Origin of the sequence: Pseudomonas sp. PA-7-1E, assembly GCF_021605325.1 — a bacterium.
Classification (GTDB): domain Bacteria; phylum Pseudomonadota; class Gammaproteobacteria; order Pseudomonadales; family Pseudomonadaceae; genus Aquipseudomonas; species Aquipseudomonas fluorescens_BV.
Map to the genome: position 1 here is coordinate 59835 of NZ_WKFA01000018.1, position 18812 is coordinate 78646.

The 18812-nt window shown below is 62.4% G+C and carries 17 protein-coding genes; 8 read left to right on the forward strand and 9 right to left on the reverse strand.

Features of this window, described 5'->3' with window-relative positions; translation table 11 throughout:
• Positions 1-193: 193 nt before the first annotated feature.
• The 6 genes from pbpC to GIW79_RS14325 all read left to right on the forward strand — a co-directional run bounded on the left by pbpC (position 194) and on the right by GIW79_RS14325 (position 7115).
• A complete protein-coding gene (gene pbpC / locus GIW79_RS14300; RefSeq protein WP_268934291.1) occupies positions 194-2506 on the forward strand; it encodes a peptidoglycan glycosyltransferase PbpC in 2313 nt (770 codons plus the stop codon).
• Positions 2507-2670: 164 nt separating this feature from the next.
• A complete protein-coding gene (locus GIW79_RS14305; protein ID WP_003188211.1) occupies positions 2671-2979 on the forward strand; it encodes a MazG-like family protein in 309 nt (102 codons plus the stop codon).
• A complete protein-coding gene (locus GIW79_RS14310; RefSeq protein WP_057977750.1) occupies positions 2972-3721 on the forward strand; it encodes a methyltransferase domain-containing protein in 750 nt (249 codons plus the stop codon). The genes GIW79_RS14305 and GIW79_RS14310 overlap by 8 nt, the downstream gene beginning before the upstream one ends.
• Before the next feature lie 23 nt (positions 3722-3744).
• On the forward strand, positions 3745-4347 hold the full coding sequence (locus tag GIW79_RS14315; RefSeq protein ID WP_003188213.1) for a DUF4136 domain-containing protein: 603 nt from the start codon (positions 3745-3747) through the stop codon (positions 4345-4347).
• Positions 4348-4390: 43 nt separating this feature from the next.
• Entirely contained in the window at positions 4391-4948 is a 558-nt protein-coding gene (locus GIW79_RS14320; RefSeq protein WP_034126431.1) for a DUF4136 domain-containing protein, read from the forward strand.
• Positions 4949-5171: 223 nt separating this feature from the next.
• The gene (locus GIW79_RS14325; protein ID WP_236453610.1) at positions 5172-7115 is read left to right on the forward strand and encodes a pilus assembly protein TadG-related protein; all 1944 of its coding nucleotides are present in this window, start codon (positions 5172-5174) and stop codon (positions 7113-7115) included.
• A gap of 469 nt (positions 7116-7584) precedes the next feature.
• Here GIW79_RS14325 and GIW79_RS14330 read toward each other — a convergent pair whose 3' ends face one another.
• Both GIW79_RS14330 and GIW79_RS14335 read right to left on the reverse strand, forming a co-directional pair.
• Positions 7585-10335 carry a PAS domain-containing sensor histidine kinase gene (locus GIW79_RS14330; protein ID WP_236453607.1) on the reverse strand — a complete coding sequence of 917 codons (2751 nt, stop codon included), beginning with the start codon at positions 10333-10335 and terminating at the stop codon, positions 7585-7587.
• Positions 10332-10769 carry a TadE/TadG family type IV pilus assembly protein gene (locus GIW79_RS14335; protein WP_003188217.1) on the reverse strand — a complete coding sequence of 146 codons (438 nt, stop codon included), beginning with the start codon at positions 10767-10769 and terminating at the stop codon, positions 10332-10334. Before GIW79_RS14335 ends, GIW79_RS14330 begins: the two co-directional genes overlap by 4 nt.
• Positions 10770-10840: 71 nt before the next feature.
• Between GIW79_RS14335 and GIW79_RS14340 the strand changes: the two genes are divergently transcribed.
• Positions 10841-11344, forward strand: coding sequence for a prepilin peptidase (locus GIW79_RS14340; protein WP_181124992.1), 504 nt, complete (start codon positions 10841-10843; stop codon positions 11342-11344).
• A 71-nt stretch (positions 11345-11415) separates the two neighbouring features.
• Positions 11416-12201 (forward strand): response regulator transcription factor, encoded by a 786-nt coding sequence (locus tag GIW79_RS14345; RefSeq protein WP_236453603.1) that lies wholly within the window; start codon positions 11416-11418, stop codon positions 12199-12201.
• Positions 12202-12337: 136 nt separating this feature from the next.
• Here the strand turns inward: GIW79_RS14345 and GIW79_RS14350 are convergent, their stop codons facing one another.
• From GIW79_RS14350 to GIW79_RS14380, 7 genes are read right to left on the reverse strand one after another with little or no spacing between them, the layout of a single operon-like run.
• The gene (locus tag GIW79_RS14350; RefSeq protein ID WP_236453600.1) at positions 12338-12610 is read right to left on the reverse strand and encodes a DUF3613 domain-containing protein; all 273 of its coding nucleotides are present in this window, start codon (positions 12608-12610) and stop codon (positions 12338-12340) included.
• 10 nt (positions 12611-12620) lie between these two features.
• Positions 12621-13346, reverse strand: a complete 726-nt coding sequence (locus tag GIW79_RS14355) for a tetratricopeptide repeat protein (RefSeq protein WP_034125883.1) — start codon at positions 13344-13346, stop codon at positions 12621-12623.
• Positions 13347-13356: 10 nt separating this feature from the next.
• The gene (locus GIW79_RS14360) at positions 13357-14244 is read right to left on the reverse strand and encodes a type II secretion system F family protein (protein ID WP_236453598.1); all 888 of its coding nucleotides are present in this window, start codon (positions 14242-14244) and stop codon (positions 13357-13359) included.
• A 1-nt stretch (position 14245) separates the two neighbouring features.
• Positions 14246-15127 carry a type II secretion system F family protein gene (locus GIW79_RS14365; protein ID WP_034125885.1) on the reverse strand — a complete coding sequence of 294 codons (882 nt, stop codon included), beginning with the start codon at positions 15125-15127 and terminating at the stop codon, positions 14246-14248.
• 9 nt (positions 15128-15136) lie between these two features.
• Positions 15137-16408 carry a CpaF family protein gene (locus GIW79_RS14370; RefSeq protein ID WP_236453595.1) on the reverse strand — a complete coding sequence of 424 codons (1272 nt, stop codon included), beginning with the start codon at positions 16406-16408 and terminating at the stop codon, positions 15137-15139.
• The gene (locus GIW79_RS14375) at positions 16405-17598 is read right to left on the reverse strand and encodes an AAA family ATPase (protein WP_034125887.1); all 1194 of its coding nucleotides are present in this window, start codon (positions 17596-17598) and stop codon (positions 16405-16407) included. Before GIW79_RS14375 ends, GIW79_RS14370 begins: the two co-directional genes overlap by 4 nt.
• The gene (locus GIW79_RS14380; RefSeq protein ID WP_034125888.1) at positions 17595-18800 is read right to left on the reverse strand and encodes a type II and III secretion system protein family protein; all 1206 of its coding nucleotides are present in this window, start codon (positions 18798-18800) and stop codon (positions 17595-17597) included. Before GIW79_RS14380 ends, GIW79_RS14375 begins: the two co-directional genes overlap by 4 nt.
• Between the last annotated feature and the right edge of the window lie 12 nt (positions 18801-18812).

Sequence of the window (18812 nt, forward strand, 5' to 3'; positions counted from 1 at the left end):
TGTGCCTTTGGTTGTCGATAACGCAGGCGAGTTCCCTGCAAGCATAGAGGTTTGCCCGTTTGAGTTTTAGTTTAATCACACCTGGATGTACTCCGCCCAATGTGGGAGCGGGCTTGCTCGCGAAGGCGGCGTGCCTGTGACATCTCTGCCAACTGACCCACCGCTTTTGCGAGCAAGCCCGCTCCCACAGTTATTGCGCTGGGCTTTGGGTTGTGTGGTGTTGGTGGTTGCCCTGCTATGGCTGGCCGATCGCATCTGGCCTTTGCCCCTGCCCCAGGACGACCTGGCCCGGGTAGTGCTGGCCGAAGATGGCACGCCGCTGTGGCGATTTGCCGATGCCAATGGCGTATGGCGCTACCCGGTACAAACCCGCGAAGTCTCACCCTATTACCTCGACGCGCTGCTCACCTATGAAGACCGCTGGTTCTACCACCACCCCGGCGTAAACCCGTTGGCGCTGGTGCGTGCGACCTGGCAAAACCTGAGCGGCGCGCGGGTGGTCTCCGGCGGCAGTACCTTGTCGATGCAAGTGGCGCGCCTGCTCGACCCGCACTCACGCACCCTGCACGGCAAGTTACGCCAGCTGTGGCGTACCGCGCAGTTGGAGTGGCACCTGTCCAAGGACGAAATCCTCAACCTATACCTGAACCGTGCGCCTTTCGGCGGCACGCTGCAGGGCGTGGCGGCGGCGAGTTGGGCGTACCTGGGCAAGTCGCCTTCACAACTGACTCACGCCGAAGCCGCGTTGCTCGCGGTATTGCCCCAGGCGCCGAGCCGTTTGCGCCCGGACCGTCATCCGCAGCGCGCGCAGCAGGCCCGGGACAAAGTGCTGCGCCGCCTGGCCGAGTTTCAGGTATGGCCGCAATCGGCGGTGGATGAAGCCTTGGAAGAACCCCTGTTGCACGCCCCACGCCTGGAACCGAGCCTGGCGCCCTTGCTCGCACGTCGCCTGAATCGCCCCGACAGCCCGCCACTGATTCGCACCACGCTGGATGCCACCTTGCAACGCCGTCTCGAAGACCTGCTGTTGGGCTGGCGCGCACGCCTGCCGGAGCACACCTCCGCGGCCATCCTGGTGGTGGAAGAAGAAAGCATGGCGGTGCGCGCCTACCTGGGGTCGGTGGATATCAATGACACCAAGCGCTTTGGCCATGTGGACATGATCAGCGCGCTGCGTTCGCCCGGTTCCACCTTGAAGCCTTTTCTCTACGGGATGGCGTTGGATGACGGCCTGATTCACTCCGAATCGCTGTTGCAGGACGTGCCTCGGCGCTATGGCGATTACCGTCCAGGCAACTTTTCCATGGGTTTTACTGGCGCGGTGCCGGCGAGCACCGCGTTGTCCAGTTCGTTGAACCTGCCTGCGGTGCAACTGCTGGAAGCCTACGGGCCCAAGCGCTTTGCCGCACAGATGCGCATCGGTGGCATGCCGTTGGCGTTGCCGGCATTGGCCGAGCCGAACCTGGCGCTGATCCTCGGCGGTGCGGGCAGTCGTCTGGAAGATCTGGTGAGTGGTTACAGCGCCCTGGCCCGCGATGGCAAGAGCGCCAGCCTGCGGTTACAGCCGGACGATACGCTCAGGGAGCGGCCGTTGCTGTCGCCCGGCGCCGCATGGATTGTGCGGCGCATCCTCAGCGGCCAAGCGCGGCCCGACCGCGACCCGCGTGCCGAGCTGGTCCAACGGCCGGTGCTGGCATGGAAAACCGGCACCAGTTATGGCTTTCGCGATGCCTGGGCGATTGGCGTGGGCCCGCGTTACCTGATTGGCGTATGGATCGGCCGGCCCGATGGCACGCCGGTACCGGGGCAGTTCGGCCTGGCGTCGGCAGCACCATTGATGTTGCAGGTGCATGACGTGCTGACCAACCGCGACAGCCAGCGCGGCATCAGTGCGCCAGTCAAATCGGTGCCTGCCAATATCGGCGTGGCAGCGATTTGTTGGCCGCTGGGCCAGCCCATGAGCCGCAGCGACCCCAATTGCCGCCGCCAGCGTTTTGCCTGGACCCTGGACAACACCACGCCGCCGACCTTGCAGGCATTGGATCAACCCTTGAGCGTGGGCTTGATGGAAAGCATCTGGGTTAACCCCAAGGGTTTGAGGGTCGATGCCCATTGCCCTGGCGCAACCCCCAAAAACATCGCGCTGTGGCCGGCGCCGCTGGAGCCCTGGTTGCCAAGGATTGAACGCCGGGAAGCGCGCATTCCTGCGCCTGACCCGGATTGCCCTCCACCGGCGCTGGCTGCGGCGTCGCCGTTGTCCATCGTGGGCGTGCGCGAGGGCGATCAATTACGTTTGCCCGCCGCCAGTCAGCAAGCCTTGCGCCTGAACATCTCCGCCCTGGGCGGCAGTGGCCGGCGTTGGTGGTTCCTCAATGGCGCGCCGTTGGGGGACAGCGCCAATCAGGACAGCATCAACGCCAGTTTTGAACGGCTGGGGCGCTATCAGCTCAGCGTATTGGATGAAGCCGGCCAAACCGCCAGGCTCGAGTTCAGCGTTGTCGACTGATCGCTCCCACGCTCTGCTGATCGTTCCCACGCTCTGCGTGGGAACGCCGCCTGGGACGCTCCGCGTCCCGTCATCCGCGCAGGCGACGCGGAGCGTCACTGGAAGCATTCCCACGCAGAGCGTGGGAATGATCGGGTAAGCTATACCCATTCAGGAGCCCCCGCATGAACCTCGAACACCTCACCGAACGCCTGCACCGCATCCGCGATACCAACGACTGGAAGCAGTTCCACAGCCCGAAAAACCTGGCCATGGCTGCCAGCGTGGAAATGGCCGAGCTGGTGGAAATCTTCCAATGGCTCACCGAAGACCAATCCCGCCAACTGCCCGCCGATAAACTCGCCCATGCGGGCCAGGAGGTCGGCGATATTGTCCTGTACCTGCTGTTGCTGTGCAGTGAGCTGGGGCTGGATATGAACGAAGTGGTGCGCGCCAAGCTGGCCGATAGCGAACGGCGGTTTGCCCATGAGTGATCGTCATTTCGACCAGTTGGCCACGCGCTTTGCCGAAAAAATCTACGGCGGTGCCAAGGGCGCGATTCGCTTGGCGGTGCTCCAGGCCGACCTGTTAGAAACCTTGCCGCAACGCCCATTGCGCGTGCTGGATATCGGTGCAGGCCTTGGGCACATGTCGCTGTGGCTGGCCGAGCAGGGCCACGAGGTAACCCTGGCCGAACCCGCGGCGCCGATGCTTGAAGGGGCGCGTCAGCGCTTTGTTGACGCCGGCCAGACCGCGACCTTTATTCATGCACCGTGGCAGGACTTGCTCGGCCAACTCACCGAGCCTTACGATCTGGTGCTGTGTCATGCCGTGCTGGAGTGGTTGGCCGAGCCCCACGCCATCCTGCCGGTACTGCACCAACTGACGCTGCCGGGTGGCTGGTTGTCCCTGGCGTTCTACAACCGTGATGCGTTGATCTACCGCAATCTGCTCAAAGGCCACTTCCGCAAAATGCGCAAGAACGACATGGCCGGCGAAAAGCAGAGCCTGACGCCGCAACAACCCCTGGACCCACGGGAGTTGGCGGCGCAACTCGAAGGGCTGTGGCAGGTCGAAAGCCAAAGTGGCGTGCGGGTGTTCCACGACTATATGCCGGTGGAATTCCAGGCTCGCGCCAACCTGCAGGACTTGTTGGAGATGGAGCTCGCTCACCGTCGTCACCCAAGCTTTGCCGGGCTTGGGCGATATTTGCACTGGATCTGCCGCCCGGTTTAAGCGGCCCAGCGTGGGAGGTCGACATGCGTCGTCTCGGTTTAATCCTGTTGTCTCTAGGCCTTGGGGCCTGCTCGAGCCCCAATCCTTACGTGGCCAGTTCGGCACCGATGCCGCCGGCGCCCGCCCAGGCGGCCACTACCTTTGATGCCAGCGCCTACCCCGCGCCGGTGCGCGACTATGGCGCCTACCGCAGCTGGGGTTGGCTCAACGGTCAGTTGCCGGCGGGCACGGCCTGGGCCGATTCGGCACAGATTGCCGAGGCGGTCAGCGGCGCCCTCGATCAGCGCGGCTTGCGCCCCTTGCATGACAAGCGTGCGCCCGACCTGCTTGTGAGCGCCGATGTACGCCTGGAAAAACGCCTGCGCCAGGTCCAGGACGATTATGGTTACGGCTACGGCGGCTATAACCGCTATGGCAACGGTTACGGCATGTACAACAGCGTGCCCGTGGTGCGCACCTATGAAGTGACAGTGGCCGTGGCGCGTATCAGCCTGTTCGATGCGCGCACCCGCCAGCCGGTGTGGAGCACCAGTGCCGAAACCACTAGCCAGGGCAGCCTGAGCGAACGCGCCGATAGCTTGCGCAAGGCGATGCAGAAGGCAATGGCTGCCTATCCGCCCAGTTAGCAGCTATTCTCATTACATGCCCACGTTGTTTTTGGAGAACACCATGCTTCGTCGCATCGCTGCGCTTGCTGTTGTCATGTTGCTGGGCGGTTGCCAGAGCAACCAGGTCAACCACGATTTCGACGCCAGCCGAGACTTCGGCGCCTACCGCAATTGGGCCTGGAAAGACCCAGCGTTGCAGTACCGTCCCGATGACCCGAGGATCAAGAGCGACCTCACCGAGCAACGCATCCGCCAGGCCGTGGGCGAACAGCTGGATCAGCGCGGTTTGCGTCCTGCGGCGGCGGGCACCAAGGCTGACCTGAATGTACAGGCCTACCTGATCGTCGAAGACCGCCAGCAGCAAGTCACCACCAACTATGGCGGTGCCTGGGGCGGCCCGTGGAATGGTTACTGGGGCGCGCCGATGTACAACGAAACCCGCAATATCACCTACAAGGTCGCGACCATCCAGATCGACCTGCTCGACGGCAAGGACGGCAAGCTGGTGTGGCGCGGCAGCGACGAACAGATGATGGCCAGCACGCCGAACCCCGAGGAACGCAACAAAGCCATCCGCAGCACCGTGACCAAGATCCTTTCCAACTACCCCCCGCGCTGATCGCTCACTGTAGGAGCGAGCTTGCTCGCGAAAAACGTCAACGATAACGCGTACTTCCTGAATCAACGCGGCGTCTGTAGGTTTTTCGCGAGCAAGCTCGCTCCTACAGTATCAGGGCGTATCAGGGCATCTCCGCCAGTCGCCAATGTGGCGAGTTGCCAGCAACCTGCCGAAGCCTTGTCTACACTCCAGTGCAACGGAGAGTTAGCGCAGGAGTGCTTCGATGTCTCCCCGATTCGGCTCCAGACAGCGTGGTGCAATTGGCTTGATGGCGGCAGGCACTTTGGCCTTGGCCTTGGTGTTTACGTTGCTGGCGGTCGACAGCGGGCGCTTGTATTTGGAAAAGCGCAAGCTGCAATCCGTCGCCGATACCTCGGCGTTGGAGGCAGCCAGTCTCGGTGGCCAATGCGGTACCAACACCACCGCAAACGCCTATGCCACGCAAAATGCGGCGCGCAACGGTTTTGTGGTCGGTAATGGCAGCACCCTGGCGGTGACATGCGGCACCCTGGCGACCAATGCTCTGAACACCCGTGTGTTTACCGCTGATGCCACCAAGAGCGACGCTATCCGCGTGGTGGCTTCCCGCACTGTGATGACCAGCGTTGCCAATGGGCTGTGGAACCTGTTCAGTGGTGCGCCGATTACCCCGCAAATCAACTTGAGCGCCACCGCCGTCGCGGCGACACCACCGCCCGTGGCGCAGCTGTCGATCCGCAGCAGCCTGGCCAGCGTCGATTCAGGCAAATCCCCGCTGCTCAACCTGGTCATCGGCAACCTGCTCGGCGGCAACCTTTCGCTCACGGCGGCGGGTTGGAACGGCTTGCTGCAGACCAACGTCAACCTGCTCAGTTATTTGGACCAACTGGCGATTAACCTGAACGTGAAGGCCGGTGACTACGATGCCTTGCTCAGTACCGCAGTCTCGGCTACTCAACTGATCGACGCTGCTGTGAAGGTTTTGCAGAAAAACGGTGCGGCGGTCACAGCGGTCGTCAATGACGTGATTTCGATTCAAGCCATTGCGCCCAACAGCAAGCTGTTGACCGTGGGTGACCTGATTGACATCGCCACCGGCACGCCGACGGCGGCGCTGAATAGCAACGTGCAATTGTTTCAACTGTTGGAAGCGGTGGCGCAGTTGTCCAGCAGCAAGAATGCGGTGAGTGCGGCGGCGCAGGTCGCGATTCCGCTGGTGGGCAATGTGTCGATCCAGACCAAGGTCATCGAACCGCCGCAGCTGTCGGCCATTGGCAATCCTATGCTGGCCAAGAAGGGCTTGCAGAATACCCCGCCGACCGATCAGATTTTTGTACGCACCGCGCAAGTGCGCACGTTGGTGACCGTGCAGGCGCCGATCATCAAGGCGGTCTCTGGCGTGGCGTCCATATTGACGGGCCTGGGCACGCCGGTGTCCCAGGTGGTCAAGGGCTTGTTGAACCTCAACCTGCCGGCGGTGGTTGGCGGTGTGTTGTGCCTGGTGGCCTGTAATGTGGCTGACGTCGATGTCACCACATCGCTGGCCATTTACATCGAAGCCGGCAGTGCGCAAACCAATGTCACGGATTTCAATTGCGACTCGCCGGCCTCCAAATCCTTGACGGTGAAAGCCACTACGTCCCTGGCGACCCTGGCGGTCGGTACAGTGGATCCGGTGGCGGCTTTTTCTTCCTCCGCAGCAGTCGATGTGCAGCCGGTCAGGCTGATCGATTTTGGCCAGCGCTACTGTGTGGTCCTGACGCTGCTGTGCAGCCCCAACCGTACACCCAATGTGGGGGGTGGTTTGCTGTTGAAAGCCAACTCCACCATTGCCGCGCAAACCAGCACGATGGTGTTTGCGCCGGTGGCCGAGATGAATGCGCCGCCCACCTACAAGTTCGCGCCGGGCACCGCCAATATCGTCGGCAGCCTGGCGGCGACCCTTAATGGCTTGCAGGTGACTTACGCACCACCCAGCGGGAGTGTCTCCAATGGTGCGTTGGCTGGGGTCGCCGGGCTGTTGGCGACTATCACTACGGCGGTGGTGGGGTTGATCCAGAACGTGCTGTCGCCGATTCTCGACCCCGTCGTCAACACTTTACTCAGCGCCTTGGGCATCAACCTGGGTAACGCCGAAGTCGGTGCCAATCTCTCTTGCCATATGGGCCGGGCTTATCTGGTGATTTAGCCTGTTGGTATATCTGACGCGCCGCGTTCCAAATGTGGGGGCTTGTCTGGGATGGCGGCCTGACAGCCGACGCCTATCTGGCTGACACCCCGCGTTCCAAATGTGGGAGCTGGTTTGCCTGCGATGGCGGCCTGACAGCCGACACAGGTATACCGAGTACATATCCATTCCTGCGGTAACGGCCACTTAGGGTTCCGCTTTTACAGCGGCTCACTTTTGAAAAGAGCCCAAAAGTAAGCAAAAGGCTCTTGCCCCACCACTCGGCACCTCGCCTAGGCTCGGTGTGCCCGCAATCCGCCAGTGATTTGGGGGGCCGCCGCCACGCGCCATCCATGGCGCGGGGCGGCTAAACCGGCATCCCTGCCGGTTTACCCCCCAAATCCCTGTCGAATTCCGGCCAGCGTGGTTTGACGGGGCGCCTAAGATCAAAAGCAGAGCAAGAGCAAGAGCGGCTCGCTTCGCATCGTGGTTAGCTGATTGAGTTTTGCGCGATGGGTAACTCGACGCAGAATTTCGCGCCGGCCTCGCCGTTGGTGACGCTCAGGCGCCCACCCATGTTTTCCACAATCCCATAGCTCACCGAGAGCCCCAATCCGGTGCCGACGCCTATCGGCTTGGTGGTAAAGAACGGTTCGAAAATCCGCTCCAACAGGCGCGGGTCGATCCCGCCGGCGTTGTCTTCGACCCAGATACGCACATGGCGGCTGTCGTGCTCGCTGTGCAGGGCAATCCAGGGGCGCAGGGCGGGGTCTTTTTCTCGCCGGCTGAGTAATGCGTCGCGGGCATTGACCATCAGGTTGATCAGCACCTGTTCCAGCTGGTCGACATAGCCTTTGACCTGCACCGAGAAGTCCGCAGGGCTGATGCGCACGTCTACACCTTTGCCGCGCAGGCCTTCGCTGAGCAGGGACAGGGTGCCCTCCAGCGCCTGCGCGGGGTCGAACGGTTGCTGCTCGATTTCCGAGCGGCGGCCGAACACGCGCATATGGTCGACCACCCGTGCCGCGCGTTGCACCTGGGCGTCGATACGCTGCAGTTTTTCCGTGAGGTAGTCGATTTGCACATCGCCATTGCCCAGGCGCTTGAGCACATTGGTGATGGCCATGTGCATCACGTTCAGCGGCTGGTTGATCTCATGGGCCAGGCCGGTGGCCATTTCGCCGAGGGTGGCCATTTTCGCGCTTTGGGTCAGTTGCTGCTGGGAGCGGCGTACTTCGGTGTTGTCGCGCCCTACGGCTTGCACTTCGATCAGGGCGCCTTGTTCATCGAAGACGCCACGGTCCGACCACACCCACCAGGCATGTTCGCGCCCCGGCAGTTGCAGGCTGATTTCCGCGGTGCTCACCGGGAATTCCGGGGTCAGTTGCTGAATGCGTTGCATAAAGGCGGCGCGCTGTTCATCCGACAGCCACTGGCCCAAGTCGATGCCTGGCAATTGGTCGGGCCGGCATTCCAGGTAATTGGCCAGCGGCGTGTTGCCAAAGGTGAGGATCAGGTCGGGACGGTAGCGACAGATCATCGCTGGCGAGTCTTCCACCAGGATGCGGTAGCGCTCTTCACTTTGGCGCACCTGCTCGGCGGCCAGGGTCGCCTCTGTGACGTCCAGCCAAAGGCCCACGGCTTCCACCGGCAAGCCGAGGTCGTCGCGCAAAAGCTTGGCTTCGTCGAGCAGCCAGTGGTAGTTGCCTTGCTTGTCGCGCAGGCGGTAGCGGCTGCGCACGTTGCCTTCGCGCAGCAGCTGGCGGGTGCGTTCGAAGTAGTGTTCTCGGTCGTCGGGGTGGATCAGCGCCGCCAGGGTGTCGTGGTTGCAATCGGCCAAGGTCCAGCCCAGCAGCGGCAACAGGCTGGCGCTGAAAAACGCTGGGTGCAGCGCGCCGTTGACGTAGCGCTGCACATAGATGACGGCCGGTGAGCTGGCGATCAGGTTGTCCAGGCGCGCATGGGCGGCGGCGGCTTGCAGTTGCTGGTTCTGAATGTCGCTGATGTCGAGCATGAAGCCGACCCAGCGCCGTTCATTGCCGGCTCCCAGCACTTGGCCTTGTATGCGGTACCACAGGGGCGACTGCTCGGACTCGGTGCGTTGCAGGCGCACGTTGGTCAGCAGTGGCTTGCCCAGGGCTTGCAGGTCTTGCAGGCGGCTGTCGAGGGCCTGACGGTCGGCGGGGTGGATGAGCTCGAGCCAGGTACCGAGGGGTTGGCGGGTGGGGCCGTCGTCCAGGCTCAGGTTGCGCAGCAATTGTGGCGCCAGTTGGATTTCCTGGGTAGCGGGCAACAGTTCCCACCAGCCAGTGCCGAGCAGGCCTTGCAGGGCTTCTACCCGTTCCAGTTGCTGGTGGTGACGCTGTTCGCGCAGACGGCCCAGCAGCGGCGCGGCGAGTGCTGCGCACAGGTTCAGCCAGTCACGCTCGCCGGTGTGGTGTGCCTGGCCGTTATAGAAGCCACACAGCAGCCACGCGGCGGCGCCATGGCTGTCGCGGTACGGCACCAGGAAGCCGTCGGCATTGCCAAATACACTGTGCAGGCGCGGGTTGTCGCTGCGCCCCTGGGTAATGTCCAGGCTCAGTGGCGTGTTGCCGTTGATGCTGTCCAGGCTGGTGCCCAGGTGTTGCCCGGTCTGCCACAAGGCCGGGGCGTCGTGAGCGGCGTAGTGACTGTAGATGCGCCAGCCTTGATCATCTTCGTCGAGCAGTGCCATGGCGACGCAGGGGATGCGCCAACGCTGGGCCACGCTGCGCAGGTGTTCGCTGAACACCTCGGGCAGGCGGTTGGGGCTGCACACGCGCAGCTGTTCGCTCATCAGGGCGGCGAGTTGGTGGTTCTGTTCGCGTTGCTGCACCCGTACTCGGTCGGCCAGCAGGTCAGTGATGTCCAGCAGGTGCAGGGCCCAGCCGTCGCCCTCCGGCTCGATCCAGCCGCGGGTATGCAGGACCTGGCCAGCAGCGCCCTGGAAGTCGAGGTCCAGGCCGTGTCGTTGCCACTCCTGCGGCGTGCCCTCGACACTCCGCGCGCTGTCGGCACACAGCAAGGTCTGCAAGGGGGGGTTGGGCGCGTTGGCAAGATGCTGGGCAAGTAAAGGCTTCAAGGTGCCCGAGATGTTCAGCACCCCACCCAGGTTGTCCAGTTGCACTTGCAGGCCCGACGCGGGTGCTGCTGGCGCGTCCAAGGCCAGGGCGCTGGTGCGCCCGCGCAGGCGTGCGAACAATTTATCCCCCGTCGTCAAAACTGAAGGCTCGAGGTAGCAGTGAGGTTGGTGGGCAGGTTGGGTACGGTGCCCACCCCGGGCAATACCAGGGCCGGCAAGACCGCTTTGATATTGGCCGAGGGGTAGGTGATCTTCACTGTCAGCAAATTATTGGTGTAGGTGGCGGTGATATAGCCGGGCAAGAATTTCAATGAGCCGGGGATCCAGTTCAATTGGGCCTGGGCGGCATCCTTGGCGCGTTGCACCACCAGGGCCGAATAGCCTGCGGTGCTGGGGTCCAGGGACACACTGCGGCGTACCCCTTCGGCTGCCGCTTGGTGAAATGACTGCATCAACAGCAGCGGCAAGCTGTAGCTGAGCATGCCGTAGAACACTGCAAAGAAAATCACGAAGACCAAGGCAAACTCGATCGCCGCAGCGCCTTTTTGCTTTCTCGGGAGGCTCGATTTCATGACTGCGTCTACCCTGAGTCGAGTACTTGATATCAGCATAGAATCATTCAGCCAAAAGGGATGTTTTTTACGTGATCCAGACGCTAGTGATTGTGCTGTGGTTGGGCGTATGTGCTGTGCAGGATATTCGCCAGCGCCAAATTGCCAATACGCTGACCCTGGGCGTCGGGCTGTTGGCGCTGATTTACCTGCTATGGGCGGGCTCGACCTGGCTGGGTGCGCCCCGCAGCGAGGGCGGCCTGGCCTTGGCTTTGGCACTGGTACTGACCTTGCCGGGCTATGCGTTGGGCCGCTTTGGCGCGGGGGATGTGAAGTTGCTAGCCGCCTTGGGGCTGGCCTCCAATATCGACTACCTGTTGGGGGCGTTGATCGGTGCCGGCATCGTCATGGTGGCCTGGACACTTATGCATCAATGGCTTAGCTCAAATCGCGTTGAGCGGGCAGGGCAAGCGTCAACAAAACAGCCCTTTGCGCCCTTCGTTTTGACAGGTTTTGCCGGCAGCTGGTTTTGGATCCATCAGTCGCACGAGTTGATTAATGCTATGTACATAGTCGGAAAGTACGTCTACGTTTAATGAGTAGTTGTGTAGGAGTTTTCGTCAGAAAGGATAGGTCATCATTTGGCTTGCCAGGCATGGAGTAGCGCGTGAACAAGCTTACGTCTGCAGTAAAAGTGCTCGTTGTCGACGATCAACCATTGATCGTGGAGGAACTCTGTGAATTTCTTGAAAGCAGCGGGTACCGTTGTGTCCCGTGCGAGTCCAGCCAGCAAGCGGTCCAGCGTTTTGGCGAAGACCTTCAGATTGGTTTAGTGCTGTGTGACCTGCATATGCCGGACATGGACGGCATCGAACTGGTCCAGGCGCTGCAACGGATCGCCGGCAAACATCGTGCGTTCGAAGCGATCATGCTCACCGGTCGTGCCGACAAACAGGATGTGATCAAAGCCCTGCGTGCGGGCATCGCCGATTACTACCAGAAGCCGATCAACCTCGATGAATTGCTCGAAGGCCTCAAGCGCCAGGAAGCGGCGTTGGAGGAACGGCAAAAAGACCTGCAGCTGGGCACGCTCAACCAGAAGTTGCAGTACCTGTCCGAATCGATCAATGACTTGTATATGGACTTGGACAAAGTGCGTCGCAACCCGACGCTCCAGGACCATGATGGGGACCCATCGACCGATGAAGCCGGGCCGTTGGAGATCCCGGCGATTTTCAATCAGCTGTCACCGCGCCAGCTGGATGTGGCTCGCCTGGTGGGCAAGGGCCAGACCAACTATCAGATTGCCTGTGAATTGGGGATTACCGAGAACACGGTGAAGCTGTACGTGTCCCAGGTGCTGCGCCTGACCCATATGCACAACCGCACGCAGTTGGCGCTGGCGTTGTCACCGAGCAACTCGGCGATGCGCCAGCGGGTGACTGCGCACTAAAGGCCCAAGCAAACCTTGCAGGAGCCATCTTTCTGTGGCGAGGGAGCTTGCTCCCGCTCGACAGCGCAGCTGGAGTCGGCTTTTCTTGGGGGCGCTTCGCTCCCCAGCGCAAGCAAGCTTGCTCGCCACAGTAGCTTTACTTGCTTCCACTTTGCGCAGTGCCGCCTATGTTCTGATCAAAGAACTCCGGAATCGGGTGCTTGTTGCTGTCCAGCCAGCGCTTGAGCGCCTGTTCGCGTTCTGCCGGCGTGGTTTTCTGGGGGTTGGCCGAGGCTGCGCGCCCGCTCAGTTGCAGTGCCATCCAGTTTTCCGTTTCGGCCTGCCGGGGTGAAGACGGCCCCGCTTCGATGGCCGAAGCGAGGAGGGGCAGGGCCAGGCATGCAAGGCCGGCGAGGTATTGGAATTTCATCATCGACTCCTTATTTCACAGAGGCCGGCAGCGTATCGCTGACCGCCGCTACCTGATCTTTGACTGGGCGCTGCGGTGCCGTGCCAGCGTCCTTGAGGTGTTGCGCCCGTGCCTGGGCTCGGGTCACCTGATCAGGGCTCAACCCGAGTTGGCCGACCACTTTCGCGGCTTGCTCCCAGTTGTCCTGATAGATCAGCAAGGTCACCAGGTTGACCGCCGCCAATTGATCGCTCTGCTTGAGTTCGATGGCGGTCATGAATTCAAAGCGCGCGTCTTCAAGGCGCCGTTGATCGAGGTACACCACGCCCAGGTCGTTGCGGATTTTTTCGTCGGTGGGCGCCAGCCGTGCTGCGCGTTGCAGGTGAGCCATGGCCTGGCCGTTGTCGCCCTTGGCCGACGCCAGTTGCCCCAGGCCGTGCTCACCGTCGGCGGCCAGGCAGGTGCCCAGCAGGCTGCGGTACAACGGCTCGGCGTCAGGACGGCCTAGCAAGCGATAGGCACGGGCCTGGCGTTGACGAACCTGGGGCAGGGCGCTGGGCAGGTTCTGCAGGTTGGCAAGGCTGGCGTGCAGCTTGCCTTCGTTGGCCATGTCATCGGCCAGGTTCAGCGACAGCTCCTGGTCCGAGCTGGGCTTGGGGCAACTGCCCGGCGCCAGCAACCCGGCCCACGGAACCTGGCCGTTGCTGGCACAGCCGCCCAGCATCAGCAGGCTCAAGGCGACGATCAGTGGTTTCATGGCAGGCTCCTCAAAAGTTATTCAAGGCTCGGGAGATGGCGATCATGGCCGGCCCCCCCAGCACGATCAGCAAGGCGGGAAACAGGAACACCATCATCACCACGGACATCTTCGCGGACATCTTCGAGATGTATTCCTGCAGGCGGGTCAGGCGGCGGTCGTCAAGCAACTGCTTGAGGGCCAGCAAGGATTTCATCGCGCCGCCGCCCTGGTGGATCAACTGCTGAAGGATGATGCAGGTGTCGGTGAACTCATCCACGGCCAACAGGCGTGCGGTCTTGCCCAGCTCTTCGGACAGTTCCAGGCCCGAGTCGACCCTTGCCAGGATCAGGCGCAGTTCATGGGTCAGGTCTGGCAGCAAGCGCTGGGCTTCGGTGCCCAACACCCGCAGCGATTGCTCAACTGCCATGCCGGATTCGAACAGGATGCGCAGTAATGGAATGAAGGTGGAGATTTCCCGAGCGATACGCTCCTGGCGGTATTTCGCACTGAGGGCGAGGATGCGTTTGGGCAGCAAGTAACCGATGCCCAGGGCAATCGCCGGGGCAATCCAGGGTGAGCCGGCATGGGGAAACAGCAGCTGTTGGCCGAGCAGGGTCAAGCCCAGCAACACGATGGGCACGCCGATCTGGAAAGCGGCAAACATGGAGCGCTGGTTGGTTTTACGCCAACCGACTCGGTTGAGCAGGGTCTGGGTTTCGTTGTCCAGGCTGACCGAGCGCTGGGCCACGGAGCTGGCGCCCAGTTGGCGCATCAGGCTGCCGAGTTTGTCCTCACGGGTCAGTTGGCCTTGCAGGCGTTGGCTGACCAGGCGTTGTCGGCGCCTTTGCTCTAGCAGGTTGCCGACGATCAAGGCGACGGCGGCGAGCGACAAAAGGATGCAAATCAGGATGGCCATCTCAAATACTCCGCAACATGCGCCACATGACGAAGGTGCCCGTGATGTCGAGCGCCACCGCGGCCAGCAGCAGGTGGCGCCCGGTTCCGTCATTCCACATGCTCATCAGGTAGCCCGGGTTGACCATCAGGAAGTAGCCGACCATGACGATAGGCAAACCCGCCAGCACATAGGCGGTCATGCGCGTTTCGCCAGTCATGGCCTTGAGTTGGCGCGCACCCTGTTCGCGCTCGCGGATCATCTTGATCAGGTTTTCCAGCAGCTCGCTGGCGTTGCCGCCGTAGCGGTGGTTGACCTTCAGGCCAAGAGCAAACAGGCGGAATTCATCGCGCTCGTAAAACTCGGCAAAGTCGCTGACCGACTCCGGCAGGCTCACGCCCATTTGCACGTTGCGCTGGATGCGGCTCATGGCCTGCTTGAGCGGCGCTTCGGTGCTGTCGATCGCGCCCAGCACAGCGTCCGCCAGGGTGCGCCCAGACTTGAGGCTGCGCACGCTGTGGTCCAGCAGCTGCGGTAATTGTTCGACCATGCGCTGCACTCGCCGTTGGTAGCGCCAGGCGATATACACCCGCAGCAGCAGCGGCGGCAGGATCAGCATGGCCAACAGTCCCAGCCCGCCGGCCAGCAGATAGCCCAGCAACATGCCCAGCGCCCAGCCGCTCAGCCACAAACCCAGGCGGTCGGTGGGCTTGCCCAGGCCGGCGCGCTGGAACATGCGCTCCAGCGCGACCCAGCTGCCGTTCGGCTCCTGGGGCACCGGCTGGCCGTCGCTGAGCCGCTCCAGCACCCGGTCGGTGCCGGCCTGGCGCAACCCTCGCTGGAACAGCCAGACGGACAGGCTGATCAGCAGGATGCAAATGAGCAGCAAGACAAGTCCGGTCATGAGCCCTCTCTACAACGGCAATGCCGATTCGCGCCGCAGCTTGTCGCCGGCCGGGTTGAGCGCTTCGCGCAGAAAGCCGAAGCCGGTACGGCGGTCGAGGCGGAACAGGGTGTTGGTGACATACACGTCGTCGCGTACGCCCACCACTTCTACCACCTCGCTGACGCAACGGCGCCCATCGGGCAGGCGCGTCAGTTGGATCACCACATCCAGTGCGGCGCAGATCATCTGCCGCAGGGTTTTCTCCGCCACCACACGGCCGGTCAGACCCACCAGGGTTTCCAGGCGCAATAGCGCGTCCTGGGCATTGTTGGCGTGCACGGTGCTCATGGAACCGTCATGGCCGGTGTTCATGGCCGTCATCACGTCGAGCACTTCGACGCCACGGATCTCGCCAAGGATGATGCGGTCCGGGCGCATCCGCAGGGCGTTGCGAATCAGGTCGCTGGCCTTGACCTCGCCATGCCCCTCGGCATTGGGCGGGCGGGTTTCCAGGCGCACCACGTGGGGGTGGCCCAGTTGCAGCTCAGCTACGTCTTCGATGGTGACCAGGCGTTCATGGGGGTTGATCAATTGGCTGAGGATATTGAGCAGCGTGGTCTTGCCGGTGCCGGTGCCGCCACTGATGAGGATATTGCAGCGCTTGCCCACCGCCTCCTGGAAGAACTCGAAGATGTTGTGGTCGATGGTTTGCATCGCCACCAGGTCGCTGCTCTTGAGCATGTCCTTGCGAAATTTACGGATCGACAGGCACGGGCCGTCCAGGGCAATCGGCGGGATGATCGCGTTGACCCGGCTGCCATCCGGCAAGCGCGCATCGACCATCGGCGACGACTCATCCAGGCGCCTTCCAAGGGGCGCGAGAATGCGCTGCATCACGCGTTCTACATGGTGCGCGTCGATAAAGCGCAGGTCGCTCTGGTGGAGTACTCCGTCACGCTCGATAAACACCCTGTGCGGGCCGTTGACCAGGATCTCGGTGATCGACACATCGCGCAGCAGTACTTCCAGCGGGCCGAAGCCGGTCAGCTCATCGACGATTTCCTCGGCCAAGCGCTCCATCTCATAGCGCGAAATCGCCAGGTGCATGCGCGTGATGTATTCGGCCACTTTGTCGATGACAAATTGCGCCAGGGATTGGCGCGAGCCTTCCAGCAGGTTCTGGCCCGACTCTTCGATGGCATCGATGATGTAGCGATGCAGCACCAGTTTCAGGCCGTCGTGGTCGTTGTGCGCGGTACTTCCACGGGCCGGAGCGCCGAAGAGTTTTTCGCCGTTCATCGACTCGCTCCCAAAAGGCGTTCGAACCAGCGCGTCGAAGGTTTATCCAGTCCTTCGGTGCGTTTGGCCAGGCGCTCGCCCAGGTGGCGCAGGGCTTGGGTCAACGCTTCGCGGGGGGCCAGGGTGAACAGGCTTTGCCCCTGGTTCTTGGCGTTCAGGCGCACTTCGGGGCTCAGGGGCAGCACGGCGATGCACTCCAGGCCGAAGCTTTTTTCCAGGGCTTCGGTGCCGGGGGCGCAGCCTTTGACGTAGCGATCGACGAGCAGCTTGGCATGGTCGAGCTTCATGCCTTTTTCGCGCCACAGGTTCAGCATCGCCAGGTTACGCCGACAGTCGAGTACGCACTGGTCGGTGCACCACAGCAGCTTGTCGCAGTGGCTGACAAAGGTGCGCAGGGCTTCGCTGTCCGCTTGCCCGGTGAGGTTGACCACGATGTGCTGGAAGTGCTGACGCAAGGCGCTGAGCAACATGTACAGCTCGGCGGCGCTGGTCATTTCCAACGGGTCATCGCTGGCGGCGTAGGCAAGGATCCGCAGGCCGTCGTCGGTGCTGGTGAACGCGCTGTTGATCAGGGTGGCGTCCAGGCGTCGCAGGTGGCGCAAGGCGTCGCCGAAATTGAAGGTGCTGTCCAGGCCCAGCAGCGCCAGGCTGTCGCCCCTGGGCAGGCCGAGGTCGAGCATCAGCGTCTGCTGGCCGCTCTTTTGCACCACCATCGCCAGGTGGCTCGCCAGCAGGGCGCCATCGGTATTGCCCTGGGCACCGTAGAGCACGGTGAGGCCGCCCAGATGGGCGTTCGGCGCGCTGGGCGGCAAGCGCTTGCTCAGGCGCCGCACCAGCCCGGCCACTTCGCTGGAGCGTGAACCATAGGCGACAAAATCCCGAGCGCCGGCACGCATGGCGTTGAGTACCAACTGGTTGTCCATGCCGTCGCCCAAGGCCACCACCGCCAACATCGGCTTGGCTTCCAGGGCGCCTTCGATCAAGGCGCTCTGGGCTACCAGGTGCTCGCGGTCCAGGCCCACGAACACCAGGTTGGCGAAGGTCACGTCCACCAGTGCCAGCAATTCATCCAGGCTGCCGCCGCCCACGTTGATCACTTGGCCAAGAGGGGCCAGGGCACCCTGGAGCCATTCCAGGTCGGTGCTGTTACGGGTGATTGCCAGGAAGGTCTGGCTCAGGCTATCGCTCATTGGGAAAGTCCACTGCGACGGTCGAAGTTGCCGTTTTCCAGGAAGAACAGGCGGAACCAGTTCGGGTCATAGGTGCGCAGTTTTTCGCCGGGCAGCGACGGCAACTGCGCATTGGCAGCCAGTGGCTGGACCAGATGCGGCGTGACAATCATCAGCAGTTCTTTCTCTTCGCTCTGGATATTGGAGTCGCGGAAAAACGCACCAAGGATCGGGATATCGCCCAGGCCCGGGAGCTTGGCGATGGTGGAGCGGTTGGTGCTGCTGATCAGGCCGCTGATCACGAAGCTTTCACCGTCGGCCAGTGACACACTGGTGTCGGTGCGCCGGACGGTCAGGGCCGGCACCTGGATATTCTGGATTCGGATCGCGTTGCTGTAATCCAGCTCGCTGACTTCCGGGGCGACTTTCAGGGCGATGCGGTTGTGGTCGATGACCGTGGGCGTGAGGGTCAGGCGAATACCGAACTCCTTGTATTCGATGGTGATGGTATCGCTGCCGGCACTGGGCACCGGAATCGGCACTTCGCCGCCGGCCAGGAAGGTCGCGCTCTGGCCGCTCATGGCCACCAGGCTCGGGCGCGCCAGGGTATAGGCGAAACCGCTGCTTTCCAGGGCGTTGATCAGTGCCTTGACCCGGCCACCGCCAAACCCGATGTTGAAGTTGTCGGCACTCACCGGCAATTTGAAAATGCCCTCTGACGGGGACAGCAAGTCGGGGCTGCCGAGGAAGAAGTTTTTACCCATGCCCAGGATCTTGGTGCTGGCTTCCTTGAGCTTGGTGCGGCTGACCTCGACAAAACGAATATCGGTCTGCACCTGGCTGGGCAGCGTCGGGTCTTCGGAGGGCGACAGCGATTGGCTGGTCAGCGCCGAAGTAGCCTTGCCCTTGACGAACACCATGCTCTGGCGCGGCGTGGTCGAGCAGCCGGTCCACACCATCAGGCTGGTAGCGCCGCTGCCGACGCCAGTGAGCAGGAAATGGCGGTCGCCGTTGACCCGCACATCGGCAATTTTCGGGTCGCCGATAGCCAGGCGCGTAATCGCTACCGGCGACTGCAGCTCGGTCTGCAAGCCTTCGCCTACCTCGATCACGGCGGGCAATTGGCCCAGGGCGTTGCAGCTGCCCGATGCGCCCATCGCCATGCCCAGGGGCAGGCACGGCAGCATCAAGGCCAAGGCCAATTGAGCGTAGCGTTGGCTCATTCAAGGCATCCT

Coding starts and splice junctions, on each gene's coding strand:
- GIW79_RS14305 (WP_003188211.1), top strand. CDS start 2,671: ATGAACCTCGAACACCTCACCGAACGCCTGCACCGCATCCGCGATACC.
- GIW79_RS14310 (WP_057977750.1), top strand. CDS start 2,972: ATGAGTGATCGTCATTTCGACCAGTTGGCCACGCGCTTTGCCGAAAAA.
- GIW79_RS14315 (WP_003188213.1), top strand. CDS start 3,745: ATGCGTCGTCTCGGTTTAATCCTGTTGTCTCTAGGCCTTGGGGCCTGC.
- GIW79_RS14320 (WP_034126431.1), top strand. CDS start 4,391: ATGCTTCGTCGCATCGCTGCGCTTGCTGTTGTCATGTTGCTGGGCGGT.
- GIW79_RS14325 (WP_236453610.1), top strand. CDS start 5,172: ATGTCTCCCCGATTCGGCTCCAGACAGCGTGGTGCAATTGGCTTGATG.
- GIW79_RS14335 (WP_003188217.1), bottom strand. CDS start 10,769: ATGAAATCGAGCCTCCCGAGAAAGCAAAAAGGCGCTGCGGCGATCGAG.
- GIW79_RS14350 (WP_236453600.1), bottom strand. CDS start 12,610: ATGAAATTCCAATACCTCGCCGGCCTTGCATGCCTGGCCCTGCCCCTC.
- GIW79_RS14355 (WP_034125883.1), bottom strand. CDS start 13,346: ATGAAACCACTGATCGTCGCCTTGAGCCTGCTGATGCTGGGCGGCTGT.
- GIW79_RS14360 (WP_236453598.1), bottom strand. CDS start 14,244: ATGGCCATCCTGATTTGCATCCTTTTGTCGCTCGCCGCCGTCGCCTTG.
- GIW79_RS14365 (WP_034125885.1), bottom strand. CDS start 15,127: ATGACCGGACTTGTCTTGCTGCTCATTTGCATCCTGCTGATCAGCCTG.
- GIW79_RS14370 (WP_236453595.1), bottom strand. CDS start 16,408: ATGAACGGCGAAAAACTCTTCGGCGCTCCGGCCCGTGGAAGTACCGCG.
- GIW79_RS14375 (WP_034125887.1), bottom strand. CDS start 17,598: ATGAGCGATAGCCTGAGCCAGACCTTCCTGGCAATCACCCGTAACAGC.
- GIW79_RS14380 (WP_034125888.1), bottom strand. CDS start 18,800: ATGAGCCAACGCTACGCTCAATTGGCCTTGGCCTTGATGCTGCCGTGC.